Source organism: Luteitalea sp. (assembly GCF_022842525.1).
Lineage (GTDB): Bacteria > Acidobacteriota > Vicinamibacteria > Vicinamibacterales > Vicinamibacteraceae > Luteitalea.
On sequence record NZ_JALHPM010000177.1, the window covers coordinates 1 to 13,037 of the forward strand.

The window sequence follows — 13,037 nt, forward strand, 5'->3', positions numbered from 1 at the left end:
GTGTGACGTCACCAGGGCGGCAAGGGACCAGGGACAAGGACTCGAGGGACGAGGGACCAGCGACCCGCCGCGCCTCGGCCCTTGTCCCTGTTGCCCTGTCCCTTGTCCCTCGACGCCCTGGTGACTTGCGTCCTTGTCCCTGCTCCCCTGGACACCGTTCAGTCGCGGGGGCGCCGGGAGCAAGGGACAAGGGAGCAGGTGTGACGTCACCAGGGCGGCGAGGGACCAGGGACAAGGACTCGAGGGACGAGGGACAAGCGACCCGCCGCGCCTCGGCCCCTTGTCCCTGTCGCCCTGTCCCTGGTCCCTCGGCTCCCTGGTGACTTGCGTCCTTGTCCCTGTTCCCTTGGACACAGTTCAGTCGCGGGGGCGCCGGGAGCAAGGGACAAGGGAGCAGGTGTGACGTCACCAGGGCGGCAAGGGACCAGGGACAAGGACTCGAGGGACGAGGGACCAGCGACCCGCCGCGCCTCGGCCCCTTGTCCCGGTTGCCCTGTCCCTTGTCCCTCGGCTCCCTGGTGACTTGCGTCCTTGTCCCTGCTCCCCTGGACACCGTTCAGTCGAAGTGCTTCACGGCCGGCCAGATCTCGCTCAGCGGGACGCGCAGACCTCGAGCGACGAAGATCGGCAGGTCCTGTTCGTATGGCATGCATAGGGTGCATGTCGTCCGGCCACGCTCGGCCACGTCCAGGAACACCTCGCGGTGATCGACAGCCCGGCCGCCGACGATGATGAGGACGCCGCCGGTGTCGGGACCGGGCCCCCAGTGCCAATAGGCGTTGTGCCCGGAGATCACGGGCGGCAGCCCGCGTGACGGCCCGTAGTACTCGAGGGCGCCAGCCTCACCGTAGTTCTGCGTGTAGATGCGCGCCGTCGCCCGCTCGTCTGCTGTCAGCGTCGCCGCCACACGCGCCACATCATCGGCGAGGGTCTCCCAGCCGAACATGTCGGCGAAGTGCTGCGGGAGCGGGCCCGTGCGGTGTCGTTCGCCGGACTCGACGGTGAGGCCGAGTCGCGCGAGATAGCCGGGCACCCACGCCTCTGGCAGCACGGGCAGGGTGACCGGCACGAGCAGGACGCCGAAGAGCAGCAGGCAGGCCAGCGCGAGTCGGCCCCACCACCAACGCCAGGGGGTCCATCGCTCCAGCACGACACCACCAGCGGCCAGCAGGACCGGGTAGGCGGGCATCGCGTAGTAGGCCTTCGATCGCTGCGCGAGAAACACGATCAGCACGAAGACGACCGCCACGGCATGGCCGCGGCCGTGGCGCAGGCGAGTCACCAGTCCTGCGAAGCCGGTCAGGGCGATCAGCGCGCCAATCGGACCGAGCAGTGACACCTGCTCGCGGAGGAAGGTGCCCGGCGCGAGCGGGACGATCTTGTTGGCCTGGGCATTGCGGACGAACTCGGCGGTTGGCCAGTCGTTGGCGACCTGCCACCACACGTGCGGAAGGACGATCATCGCCGCGATAGCGACGGCCGCCCACGGCCAGGGCGAGCGCAGGTGCCGGCGTGCCGGCGACACCAGCAGGCCCAGCGCAAGCCCCGCGCCCCACACCAGACCCGAGACCTTGGTCAGGGCGGCCAGCCCCATGACCACGCCGAAGCTCACCCAGGGCCACGCTGCGGTCGCGATCGCGGCGGTCGGCCCCACGGCGTCGACGGCAGGAGCCTCGTCCTCCGCTGCCGCTCGTGGGCCCGTGGCCCGCATCAGCAGCAGCACGGCCAGCGACCACCACAGGACTTCCGGGGCGTTCATCGACAGGTAATGAAACGTGTACAGGTAGTACGGGCTGAGGGCGAAGGCGACCCAGGCGATCGTCACCGCGACCCCGCCGCCACCGAGCCGACGCACGAGTCCGACGATCACCGCCAGCACGGCCAACAGTGCCAGCAGCATCGGGGCCCGCAGCGCGTAGATCGACGTGCCGATCGTGTGCTCGACGAGCCACGCCAGGCCCGCCACCAGCGGCGGATGGTCGACGTAGCCCCACGCGAGGTGACGGCCGTTGGCCAGGTAGTAGAACTCGTCGCGGAAGATGCCGTAGCGACCGAGCGTGGCCAGATGCGCCGCCATCAGCGACGCAGCGACGATCCACGCGGCGATGGGCAGGCGCTGAGGCATGACGCGCCATGGTACCGTCGCCCCGTCTGGCTCGGTCCGTTGACGACAACCCGCACGAGCCCGACAATTTCGGGATGTCGGTCCCCCGCCCGGCCGCCCGGCCGGTGTTCCTGCTGCTCCTGACGGCCGGACTGGCTGCCTGCGGTGGCGGCAGCAGCACCCCGTCGAGCCCCGTCTCACCGACTCCGCCGGTGGCGACCCCGACGCCGACCCCGCCGACCCCGAGCTTCGCCTTCGCGGTGGCGGGACGCACGATCGCCAGCGGAACCCGCGGGCCCGTGGCCGGTGCCTCGCTCACCTTTGCCGGTGGGCCGCCCACCCAGAGCGCGGCCGACGGCACGTTCCGGTACACGAGCGCCACCACGCCCGCCTCGACGCCCTATCGTGTCGACGTCGTCGCGCCGGGACACGTCGATCGCTCGCTGTGGCTGCGCTACGAGCGGGAGCGCACCGACGTCCAGATCGACCTGCTGCCGTTGTCAGCCCCGTTCGCGCTCGATTTCTATCGACAGCTGGTCCGCAACGCGACGGAGACGCCGGCCGAACTCCAGCCCCTGCGCCGTCTCACGCGACCACCGTCCATCTACGTGCGCACCGTGGACACCTCGGGCCGCGACGTGGACCCGGCGACGATTGCCTCGATCACCGCCACCATCCAGTCGTCGGTCCGGGAGTTCAGCGGCGGGACGCTGCAGGTGGCGACCATCGAGACCGGGCGCGACGACCCGGAGCGCACGGGGTGGATCACCGTGGTGTTCGAGGAGAATCCGTTCTCCAACACGTGCGGCCAGGCTCGCCTCGCCGGTGACCCGGGCCGCATCTGGCTCAACCTGAATCGGTGTGGCGGCTGCCCCGGCACCCGCATCCGCCCGGCCACGGTCGCGCACGAAGTCGGTCATGCCCTCGGGTTCTGGCACGTGGACGGCCGAGAACATGTGATGGCGCCGATCGAGGATCGGCCGTGCACGCAGACGGCACCGACGCCGATCGAACAACTGCACGCGTCGATCGCCTACAGCCGCGCGCCCGGCAACCTCGATCCCGACATCGATCCCCAGTCCGGCGCCGCGCAGCTCGCAGGCGATCACACGCCCATCGTCATCAGCTGCATCCGCCCGTCGCGCTAGCGTGCGGCCGCCCCGAAGAAGCGCACGACATCCTCGGGGCGGCGCGTGACCGGGGCCGGCGGCAGGGCATTCAGGAAGCGCCGCCCGTAGCCCATGGACTGCAGTCGCGGGTCGAGCAGCGCGATCACGCCGCGGTCCTGCTGGTGCCGAATCAGCCGCCCGACGCCCTGCAGCAGCGTCAGGATCGCGAGCGGCACCTGGAAGCCCGCGAACGCGTCGATGCCGCGCCGCTGCAGCGCCTCGATCCGGGCCGCCACGACCGGGTCGCCCGGTGAGGCGAACGGGATGCGATCGATGATCACGCAGCTCAGGGCGTCGCCCACCACGTCCACGCCCTGCCAGAAGCTCGAGGTGCCGAAGAGCACCGCATTCGGCGTGCGACGGAACTGCTCGATGAGCACGCCCCGCGGCATGGTGCCCTGCACGAGCATCGGATACGGCAGACGTGTCGACAGCCGCGCGTGCGCATCGCGCAACGCGGCGTAGCTCGTGAACAGCAGGAAGGCGCGCCCCTCGCTCGCCGTGAGCAGGCTCGCGGCCTCGTCGGCAAACGCCGCGGCGAAGTCCGGCGTGCGCGGATCCGGCATCTTGCGCGGCAGATAGACCAGCGCCTGCGTGCGATAGTCGAACTCCGACGGCACCCGGACCTCGAGCGCCTCCCCGACGCCCAGACGGGCCCGCACGTAGCCGAACGATCCGCCGATGGACAGCGTGGCCGACGTCAGGACGAGTGACGGCAGGCGATCGATCAGGACATCGCGAATGATGTGCGAGACGTCGATCGGCGCCGCCCGCAGCTCGACCCGTCGTCCGCGCAACTCGAGGAAATAGACGTATTCCTCGGCCTCGGCGCGCAGCAGGAAGCGGAGGTCGTCGCGCGTCTCGCCAGCGCGTTTCGCCAGGGCCCGCAGGTCCTCGGGCGCGTCCTTCACGAGCGTCAGCGCCTCCTCGAAGGCGCCGAGCGCGCCGATCAGCTCGAGTCCGCTCTCCCCGGCCGCGTGCGCCAGCAACTCGCCGGTCACCCGCAACCGCTCGTCGAACAGCGTCGAGCCCTGGTCGGGCGTCGAGTTCTGTCGGATGCCGGGGCGTCGCGTCTGCAGATCGAGGAAGAACGCCCGGGACGCCGTGGCGAGCCCCTCGATGGCGCGCGCCACGGCGGAGGCTTCCTGCTGCGGCACGAACAACGGCGACGTGCGGATCGCCGCCGCGTCGGTGAAGAGCTGCTCGACGCGATAGCTGCTGACCGCCACGCCGAAATACTGCGTCGCGACGTCCTCGAGCTGATGCGCCTCGTCGATGATGCCGACCTGGCACTCCGGAATCACTGCACCGTACGAATGGCGGCGCACGGCGGCGTCGGCGCACAGCAGGTGATGGTTGACGATCACCACGTCGGCGTCGGCGGCCTCCTGGCGCATGCGCGTCACGAAACAGTCCGTGTAGCGCGGACACTCGCTGCCGAGGCAGTTCTCGGTGGTCGCCGCGATGCCGTGCCAGAAGGGCAGATCCTCGGGCAGGTCGGCGAGTTCGGCGCGGTCGCCGGTCGGGGTGCGCGGCGCCCAGTGCGCAATCAGCGTCATCGCCACACGCGTCTCGTCGTCGCGGGGGCGGTCGTCCTGCAGGGCCTGCTCGAAGCGATGCAGGCACAGGTAGTTGCCGCGCCCCTTCATGCACGTCGCCCGGAACGGCCCGAGCGCCTTCTGGAGCAGGGGCACGTCCTTGTCGATCAGCTGTTGCTGGAGGTTGCGGGTGCCCGTGGACACCAGCACCTTGCGGCCGGAGAGGATGGCTGGCACGAGGTACGCCAGCGTCTTGCCGGTGCCGGTGCCGGCCTCGGCGAGCAGCACGCCCTCGTCGGTGACGACGCGCGCGACGGCCTCGGCCATCTGCTGCTGGCTGGCGCGCGGCTCGAAGCCGTCGAGCACCGACGCCAGCGCGCCCCCGCTGCCGAGGACGCGCCGGACGCCGTCGATCAGACCGGGGGCGGGTAGAGCGGGAACTCCCGGCACAGTTCTTCCACGTCGACCTTGATGGCGGCCAGAGCCGCCTCGTCCTCGGGCGCGGCCAGCGCGGCCGAGATCAGGTCGGCGATGCGGTCCATCTCGCCCTCGGCCATGCCGCGCGTCGTCACGGCAGGCGTGCCGAGGCGGATGCCCGAGGCGACCATCGGCGGGTTCTTGTCGAAGGGAATCGCGTTCTTGTTGACCGTGATGCCGGCCTTGCCGAGCGCGGCCTCCGCCTGCTTGCCGGTGATCTCCTTGGAGAACACGTCGACGAGCATCAGGTGATTGTCGGTGCCGCCGCTCACGAGGCGGAACCCCTCCTCGCGCAGCGACTGGGCGAGCCGCTTGGCATTGGTCGCCACCTGGGCCTGATAGGCACGGAAGGGCAGCTCGAGTGCCTCGCGGAAGCACACCGCCTTGGCGGCGATGATGTGCATCAGCGGTCCACCCTGGACGCCGGGGAAGACCGCCCGGTCGATGTCCTTGGCGTACTCCTTGCGGCAGAGGATCAGGCCGCCGCGCGGTCCCCGCAGGGTCTTGTGCGTGGTCGTCGTGACGTAGTCGCTGAACGGCACGGGGCTCGGGTGGACGCCACCGGCGACCAGGCCGGCGATGTGGGCCATGTCGGTGAGCATGCGCGCCCCGACGGCCTGGGCCACCTTCGAGATCCGCTCGAAGTCGATGATGCGCGGGTAGGCGCTGGCGCCGACGACGATGAGCTTCGGCGTGTGCTCGCGGGCGAGGGACTCGAGTTCGTCGTAGTCGAGACGCTCATCCTCCTCGCGCACGCCGTACGGCACGACCTTGTAGAGCTTGCCGGAGAAGTTGAGCGGGTGCCCGTGCGTGAGGTGCCCGCCGTGGGCCAGGTTCATGCCGAGGATGGTGTCGCCTGGCTGCAGGAACGACAGCATCACGGCCATGTTGGCCTGGGCGCCGGAGTGCGGCTGGACGTTGGCGTGCTCGGCCTGGAACAGGTCTTTCGCGCGCTGAATCGCCAGCGACTCGGCCACGTCGACGAACTCGCACCCGCCGTAGTACCGCTTGCCGGGGTAGCCCTCCGCGTACTTGTTGGTCATCACCGACCCCGCGGCCGCCATGACGGCGGTGCTCGCGAAGTTCTCCGAGGCGATGAGTTCGAGGCCGTGGTTCTGCCGGGTGGTCTCGTCGGCAATCGCCTGGGCGATGTCGGGGTCGACCTGGTCCAGCGTCCGCAGGTGCAGGGGCGTGAGGTGATACATCGTGTGAGAACCCGCGGGCTACGCGTGTCGGTCGTGTTCGAGCGCAGCGATCTTGTCGAGTCGCCGTTGGTGGCGTCCGCCGGCGAACGGCGTGTCGAGGAACGTGGCGACGATCTTCAGGGCCATGTCTGCCGACGTCACACGCGCGCCGAGCGCGAGGACGTTGGCATCGTTGTGTTCGCGTGACAGGTGCGCGCTCTCGAGGTCCACCACGGGAGCCGCGCGCACGCCGTCGATCTTGTTGGCCGCGATGGCCATGCCGAGTCCCGTGCCGCAGGCCAGGATGCCGCGGTCGGCCTCTCCGCCGGCGACGGCGCGACCCACCCGCGCAGCGTAGTCGGGGTAGTCGACCGAGGTCTCGTCGGCCGTGCCGAAGTCCTGCACCTCGATGCCCCGGGACTCCAGCAACGAGCGAACCGCGTCCTTCAGATGGACGCCCGCATGATCAGCGCCCAGCGCCACGCGCATAGAGGCGAATTGTACTATACGGGTTCCGCCCGATTCCGGCCGGTCCACCCCTCATGTCCACGCCCGACGCCACACCCCGCCCCCCGACCGCCGTCATCTCCCGCAAGGGGGTGGACCGCGTGCGCGCCGGACATCCCTGGATCTACCGCTCCGACGTCACCGACTTCCACGCCGACCCGGGCGAGGTGGTCGAGGTCCGCGACAGCCGCGGCGCCCTGCTGGGGCGGGCGCTGTCCTCCGACCAGTCGCAGATCACGCTCCGCATGCTGACGCGCGATGCCACGCCCGTCGACCGCGACTTCTGGCGGAGCCGCCTCGCCGCGGCGATCGCGGTGCGCGCCCGCCTGGCGCTCGACGCCACGGCCGTCCGTCTCGTGCACGGCGAGGCCGACCTCCTGCCCTCGCTCATCGTCGACCGCTACGACGATGTGCTGGTGGTCCAGACGCTGTCGCAGGGCACCGACGCCCACCGCGAGCTCATCGTCGACGTGCTGGTCGAACTGCTGCAGCCGCGCGGCGTGCTGCTGCGCAACGACCCGAAGGTGCGCACGCTGGAAGGGCTGCCGCAGGAGGTCGTCCTGGCGTACGGCGAGGTGCCGGAACAGGTCGAGGTGCGTGAAGGGCCGGTGACCTACGTGGTCGATCCGTGGCATGGCCAGAAGACCGGGTTGTTCCTCGACCAGAGCGAGAACCATGCCGCGGCGGCCTCGTACGCGCGCGGCCGGGCGCTCGACGCCTTCAGCTACCAGGGGGGATTCGCCCTGCGGATGGCGCCGCACGTCGACCACGTGCTGGCGCTCGACGCGTCGGCCGACGCCGTCGCTGCCATCACCTCGAACGCCACCCGCCTCGGCCTGGCCAACGTCGAGGCCCGCGAGGAGAACGTCTTCGATGCGCTGCGCGAGTTCGAACGCGCCGATGTGCGCTTCGACACGATCGTGCTGGATCCGCCGGCCTTCGCCAAGCACAAGGGCGCGGTGCCCAAGGCGATGAGCGGCTACAAGGACATCAACCTGCGGGCGCTGCGGCTGCTCAACCCGGGTGGGCACTTGATCACGTGCACGTGCTCGGCGCACGTCGACGAGGGAATGTTCGGCGGCATCATCCTGTCGGCCGCCACCGACGCCCAGATCCCGGTGGTCGTCGTCGAGAAGCGCATGCAGGCGCGCGACCATCCGGTGTTGCTGAGCGTGCCCGAGACGTACTACCTGAAGTGCTTCGTCCTGCGCCGCGCGCACTGATCGAAAGGGCTCACGTCTCAGGACTCAGGTCTCAGAAAGCTCCTTGAGTCGAGAGCCGTGAGCCTTGAGCCTTGAGACCCCTCCCTATCGTCGCACCGTCCGATGCGTCGGCGTCGCGGTCCACGGGTCCTCGGGCCACGGGTGCCTCGGGTAGCGCGCCCGCAGTTCCCGGCGCACTTCGGCGTAGGTCGTCGTCCAGAAGCTGCGCAGGTCCTGTGTCGTCTGCACCGGGCGTCCGTTGGGCGCGAGCAGGTCGAACACCACGGGCACCCGGTGCGGACCGATGCGCGGGGTCTCGGCCAGGCCGAAGAGTTCCTGCAGCTTGACGGCGGCACGCACCGTGCCGTCGGGCGCATACGCCAGGGCGGCCGTGCGCCCACTGGGCAGCGGCAGTCGGTCTGGCGCATCGGTCAGCATCTGCTGACGCACCTGCCATGGCAGTGCCGCCTCGAGGTCGATGTCACGCAGGCTGGCGGCGCTGGCGGTGGCCACGACGAGCAGGTCGTCGAGGCTGATGGTGATGCCGGCAAACGCCAGTCGGGCGAGCAGCGCCTGGTCGCGCTCGCCGCGCGGCGCGTCGATCCACGCCCGGGCGAGCACGATCCGATCGTCCGGCATCAGGGCATCCGGCTGTTCCTGCAGGAGGAGGGCGTCGTAGCGGCGTTGGCGGAGGGCGCGCAGCCGGCCGTCGTCATCCACCCACACCCGTCGTTCCGTGTGGGTGGGCAGCAACCACCCCCGGTCGACGCCACTGGCGAGCTGCACGACGGCCTCGCGCCCCTCGATGCCCCGCACGTCGAGGGCCACGAGGTACTCCGCGTCGCGGACGCCGCTCGACGCGGCGAGCCGTGCCCCGGTCCCGGTGGCGAGCAGCAGGGCATCGCCATGAGCCGTCCGGCGCTGCGCCACGCGATCCGGGAAGCCGGCCAGCACCGCCCTGCACAGCACCTCCTCGTCGAGCGGTCCCTCGCGACGACGTGACGAGGCGGAGGCGGTGACAAGGCCTGCGCGAATCGCGTCGGCGGCGCGCCGCAGATGCGGCAGGCGTCGGGCCCCGGGCACGAGCCCGAGCAGGTCGGAGGCGGTCGTCTTGCCGTCGGGGGTCGGGGCGCGGCCATCGGTGAGCAGCGCGGCCAGCAGGCAGGCGTCCGGATGCCCGTCGGCATCGACGACCATCCGCGCGAGGCGTGGTGGCAGGGGCAGCCGCGCGATCGCGCGGCCAGCCGCCGTGAGGCCCGACGCATCGATGGCGCCGAGACGCGCCAGCAACTGGCGCGCGTCGTGCTGCCGGTGCATGGCCGGGGTGTCGAACCACTCGAAGGTGGCCAGGTCGCCGCCCCACGCCAGGATGGCGAGCAGCACCGGCGCCAGGTCGATGCGGGCGATGTCCGGCTCGCGGAACGGGCGCAGCTTGTCGCGCTCGTGCCAGAGGCGGATGGCCAGGCCCGCACCGAGGCGCGCGGCGCGCCCTGCCCGCTGGTCGGCCGCATCGGCCGGGACCCGCTCGGTCTGCAGCGTGTCCAGCGCGCGCGTCGCATCGTAGCGCGCGACCTTCTGCCAGCCGGTGTCGATCACGACGCGCACGCCCGGCACCGTGACCGACGTCTCGGCGATGTTGGTCGCCAGCACGATCCGCCGCCCGGCGCCCGGCGTCAGCGCCTCGTCCTGGGCCTCCGGCGGGAGTGTGCCGTGCAGCGGCACCACCTGCGTGCCGTGCCGTCGGGCGACCTCGTCGATCTGGCGAGCCGTCTGGTCGATCTCCCGCGCGCCGGGGAGGAAGCAGAGCACGTTGCCGACGTGCTCGCGCAACACACGCTCGACCACGCCCGGAAGGGGCGCGTCCGGGGCGTACTCGATGGCCAGCGGGTGGGGATCGCCAGGGACGGCCAGGACCGGGCAGTCGTCGAGGAAGCGCGCCACCGGTCCGGGATCGATGGTGGCCGACATCACCAGCACGCGCAGGTCGTCGCGTGCCAGCCAGGCTTGCCGAACCAGCGCGAGGCCCAGATCGGCATGCACGCTGCGCTCGTGGAACTCGTCGAGGACGACCGTGGTGATGTCGGACAGCAACGGGTCCTGTTGCAGGCGCGCGGTCAGGATGCCTTCGGTCGCGAAGAGCACGCGTGTCTCGCGGCCGAAGCGCGGTTCGAAGCGCACGTGCCAGCCCACCTCGCGACCGAGCGTCCAGCCCTGCTCCTCGGCGACGCGCCGCGCCAGGGCCCGCGCGGCGGCCCGCCGCGGCTGCAGCACCAGGACCGGGCCGTCCGCGGCCAGCATCGGCGGCACGCGGGTCGTCTTGCCGGCACCCGGCGCGGCCACCAGTACGGCGGCGCGTCGTGCCCGCAGGTGGTCGCGCAGGGGCACGAGCACCGGATCGATGGGCAGCGGCAGCACGAAGTGATTATCGTCCTCGGTCCTCGGTCCTCCGTCCTCGCTCCTCCGTCCTTCCCCGGTTCGATCTATCATCGACGTTCGTCCGCCAGGGGTATCCCGTCGGGATTGAGATCACACCCTTGGAACCTGCTCGCCGCTGCCTCCCGGGCCGTGGCGATGCCTCGCTGACGCACCGCGGGTGCGACGGCGGGGACCGGCTCACACCGGCGAAGGGAGCGCGGAACGCGAGTGCGCGTCGACCTCCTGTCGCCTGAAGGCAATACGAGGAGTCACGCGCGTGTCCCAGTCGTCCGCCGTTCCTGTTTCGACGCTGCTTGGTTATGACGAGGCGTTCCCTGGTTCCCGTAAGGTGCTGGTGGATGGCCCCCTCGGGGTGCACGTACCGATGCGCGAGATCACCCTGTCCGGTGGCAACGCCCCGCTGCGGGTCTACGACACGAGCGGCCCGCAGGGCGTCGACGTGCGCGAGGGCCTGCCCCAGCTCCGGCGTGGCTGGATCGAGGGGCGGGGCGATACCGTCGAGGAGCCGCGCCACCTCCTGCTCGACTCCTGGAAGCGCGAGATGCCGCCGGCGCTGGCCGCGCGGACCCGCACCCGGCGGCGGGCGCGGGACGGCCAGGCCGTCAGCCAGCTCGCCTATGCGCGTCGCGGCGAGATCACGCCGGAGATGGCCTACATCGCCACGCGCGAGAGCCTGACGCCCGAGTTCGTGCGCGAGGAAGTGGCCCGTGGCCGCGCCATCATCCCGGCCAACATCAATCACCCGGAGCTCGAGCCGATGATCATCGGCCGCCACTTCCTGGTGAAGATCAACGCCAACATCGGCAACTCCGCCGTCTCCTCGTCCATCGAGGAAGAAGTGGACAAGCTGCGGTGGTCGACGCTCTGGGGCGCCGACACCGTGATGGATCTCTCGACGGGCAAGGACATCCACGAGACCCGCGAGTGGATCATCCGCAACAGCGCGGTGCCGATCGGCACGGTGCCCATCTATCAGGCGCTCGAGAAGGTCGGCGGTCGTCCCGAGGAGCTGACGTGGGAGCTCTATCGCGACACGCTGATCGAGCAGGCCGAGCAGGGCGTCGACTACTTCACCGTGCATGCCGGCGTCCTGCTGCGGTACGTGCCGCTCACCGCCAAGCGCCTCACGGGCATCGTCTCGCGCGGCGGCTCGATTCTCGCCAAGTGGTGCCTGGCGCACCACAAGGAGAACTTCCTCTACACGCACTTCCGCGAGATCTGCGAGATCATGCGTGCCTACGACGTGTCGTTCTCGCTCGGCGACGGGCTGCGTCCCGGCTCGATTGCCGACGCCAACGACGCCGCGCAGTTCGGCGAGCTGCAGACCCAGGGTGAGCTGACCAAGATCGCCTGGGAGTACGACGTGCAGGTGATGAACGAAGGGCCGGGCCACGTCCCCATGCATCTCATCAAGGAGAACATGGAGAAGCAGCTCGAGTGGTGCGCCGAGGCGCCCTTCTACACGCTCGGTCCGCTCACCACCGACATCGCGCCCGGCTACGACCACATCACCTCGGCGATCGGCGCCGCGATGATCGGCTGGTACGGCACGGCGATGCTCTGCTACGTCACGCCCAAGGAACACCTCGGCCTGCCCAACCGCGACGACGTGAAGGCCGGCGTGATCGCCTACAAAATCGCGGCGCACGCCGCGGATCTGGCCAAGGGCCACCCGCAGGCCCGCGTGTGGGACGACGCGCTGTCCAAGGCGCGCTTCGAGTTCCGCTGGCAGGACCAGTTCAATCTGGCCCTCGACCCGGTCACGGCCCGGGCGTACCACGACGAGACGCTGCCGGCCGAGGGCGCCAAGGTCGCGCACTTCTGCTCGATGTGCGGGCCGAAGTTCTGTTCGATGGAGATCACGCAGCAGGTGCGTGACTACGCCGCCGCGCAGGGCCTGCAGGAAGAGCAGGCCATCGCGCAGGGCTTGCAGGAGAAGGCCGCCGACTTCAAGCAGGTCGGCGAGATCTACGTGCCGAAGGGGTAGGGCGTCCGGGAGGGGTAGGGCCGGCTCTCCGAGCCGGCCGTCGTGACTACCGGCCGCCGGCGACGACGGGCACGATCTGGATCACGGTGGGGTAGTGGCTCGGGTTGGCCCCCGGTGTCGGCACCAGGTAGCCCCGGCTCTTGCCCCACGTGTAGTCCTTCACCGTCACGCCCGGGGGAAACGCCATCGTCTCCTCGCGGAACCGACCGACCTCGAACATGTGCACCGGGGGGACGTCGTAGACGAGGTCGCCCTTGTCCTTGAGCTGGGTCCGGTAGTAGAGGACGAGCTCGGCGAAGGACGCGGTGGACCCGTAGAGGTAGTAGCGCTGACCCTGGCCGGCGTCGAACGACCGCAGGAACTTCGCGCCCGGGTAGACGGGCACGCCGAGCTGGGCTTCGGTCGGAATGGGCTCGGCCGGCAGCACGGACGA

General features: G+C 70.5%; 9 protein-coding genes. 3 read left to right on the plus strand and 6 right to left on the minus strand.

Features of this window, described 5'->3' with window-relative positions; all coding sequences use genetic code 11:
* Window positions 1-556: 556 nt before the first annotated feature.
* Complete coding sequence (locus tag Q0C41_RS24940; RefSeq protein ID WP_291988524.1) at window positions 557-2,125, minus strand: glycosyltransferase family 39 protein; 1,569 nt, start codon at window positions 2,123-2,125, stop codon at window positions 557-559.
* A gap of 74 nt (window positions 2,126-2,199) precedes the next feature.
* Between Q0C41_RS24940 and Q0C41_RS24945 the strand changes: the two genes are divergently transcribed.
* Window positions 2,200-3,252, plus strand: a complete 1,053-nt coding sequence (locus tag Q0C41_RS24945; RefSeq protein WP_291988526.1) for a hypothetical protein — start codon at window positions 2,200-2,202, stop codon at window positions 3,250-3,252.
* Here Q0C41_RS24945 and Q0C41_RS24950 read toward each other — a convergent pair.
* From Q0C41_RS24950 to rpiB, 3 genes are read right to left on the minus strand one after another with little or no spacing between them, the layout of a single operon-like run.
* A complete protein-coding gene (locus tag Q0C41_RS24950) occupies window positions 3,249-5,261 on the minus strand; it encodes an ATP-dependent DNA helicase (protein ID WP_291988528.1) in 2,013 nt (670 codons plus the stop codon). The two genes, Q0C41_RS24945 and Q0C41_RS24950, sit on opposite strands and share 4 nt — an antisense overlap.
* Window positions 5,225-6,493, minus strand: a complete 1,269-nt coding sequence (gene glyA / locus Q0C41_RS24955; protein ID WP_291988530.1) for a serine hydroxymethyltransferase — start codon at window positions 6,491-6,493, stop codon at window positions 5,225-5,227. Before glyA ends, Q0C41_RS24950 begins: the two co-directional genes overlap by 37 nt.
* Before the next feature lie 18 nt (window positions 6,494-6,511).
* Entirely contained in the window at window positions 6,512-6,961 is a 450-nt protein-coding gene (gene rpiB, locus Q0C41_RS24960; protein WP_291988532.1) for a ribose 5-phosphate isomerase B, read from the minus strand.
* A gap of 53 nt (window positions 6,962-7,014) precedes the next feature.
* Here rpiB and Q0C41_RS24965 point away from each other — a divergent pair, with 53 nt between their 5' ends.
* Window positions 7,015-8,202, plus strand: a complete 1,188-nt coding sequence (locus Q0C41_RS24965) for a class I SAM-dependent rRNA methyltransferase (protein ID WP_291988534.1) — start codon at window positions 7,015-7,017, stop codon at window positions 8,200-8,202.
* Between the two features lie 84 nt (window positions 8,203-8,286).
* On the opposite strand, the gene Q0C41_RS24970 is transcribed toward Q0C41_RS24965, so the two are convergent.
* Complete coding sequence (locus Q0C41_RS24970) at window positions 8,287-10,596, minus strand: ATP-dependent helicase C-terminal domain-containing protein (RefSeq protein ID WP_291988536.1); 2,310 nt, start codon at window positions 10,594-10,596, stop codon at window positions 8,287-8,289.
* Window positions 10,597-10,873: 277 nt separating this feature from the next.
* Here Q0C41_RS24970 and thiC point away from each other — a divergent pair, with 277 nt between their 5' ends.
* Complete coding sequence (thiC, locus tag Q0C41_RS24975) at window positions 10,874-12,604, plus strand: phosphomethylpyrimidine synthase ThiC (protein WP_291988538.1); 1,731 nt, start codon at window positions 10,874-10,876, stop codon at window positions 12,602-12,604.
* 46 nt (window positions 12,605-12,650) lie between these two features.
* Here the strand turns inward: thiC and Q0C41_RS24980 are convergent.
* A partial coding sequence (locus Q0C41_RS24980; RefSeq protein ID WP_291988541.1) for a hypothetical protein occupies window positions 12,651-13,037 on the minus strand: 387 nt, incomplete at its 5' end.

What these genes read in the sequence shown, in the direction of transcription:
- Q0C41_RS24940 (WP_291988524.1), bottom strand. Translation starts at nt 2,125, where the DNA reads ATGCCTCAGCGCCTGCCCATCGCCGCGTGGATCGTCGCTGCGTCGCTG.
- Q0C41_RS24945 (WP_291988526.1), top strand. Translation starts at nt 2,200, where the DNA reads ATGTCGGTCCCCCGCCCGGCCGCCCGGCCGGTGTTCCTGCTGCTCCTG.
- glyA (WP_291988530.1), bottom strand. Translation starts at nt 6,493, where the DNA reads ATGTATCACCTCACGCCCCTGCACCTGCGGACGCTGGACCAGGTCGAC.
- rpiB (WP_291988532.1), bottom strand. Translation starts at nt 6,961, where the DNA reads ATGCGCGTGGCGCTGGGCGCTGATCATGCGGGCGTCCATCTGAAGGAC.
- Q0C41_RS24965 (WP_291988534.1), top strand. Translation starts at nt 7,015, where the DNA reads ATGTCCACGCCCGACGCCACACCCCGCCCCCCGACCGCCGTCATCTCC.